The organism is Rhizobium sp. SVR5-9E, assembly GCF_056755095.1.
In genome coordinates, this window is the sequence record NZ_JBNDHS010000489.1 from 1 (window position 1) to 260 (window position 260).

1 pseudogene is annotated in these 260 nt (G+C 56.9%); it reads left to right on the forward strand.

What is annotated here, in order from left to right:
- Positions 1-260, forward strand: a pseudogene (locus ACPYOJ_RS35750) (dihydroorotase); the annotation flags it as partial.

A 260-nucleotide genomic window follows, 5' to 3' on the forward strand; every position in this document is an offset into this window, starting at 1 on the left:
GTACTGGAGCGCATGCAGAAACTGGGTATGCCGCTGCTGGTTCACGGTGAAGTCACGCATGCCGAGATCGACATCTTCGACCGTGAAGCCCGTTTTATCGACACCGTGATGGAGCCCCTGCGTCAGCGCCTTCCCGCGCTCAAAGTGGTCTTCGAGCACATCACCACCAAAGATGCCGCGGAGTATGTCCGCGACGGTAACGAGCTTATCGCCGCCACCATCACGCCACAGCATTTGATGTTTAACCGTAACCACATGCT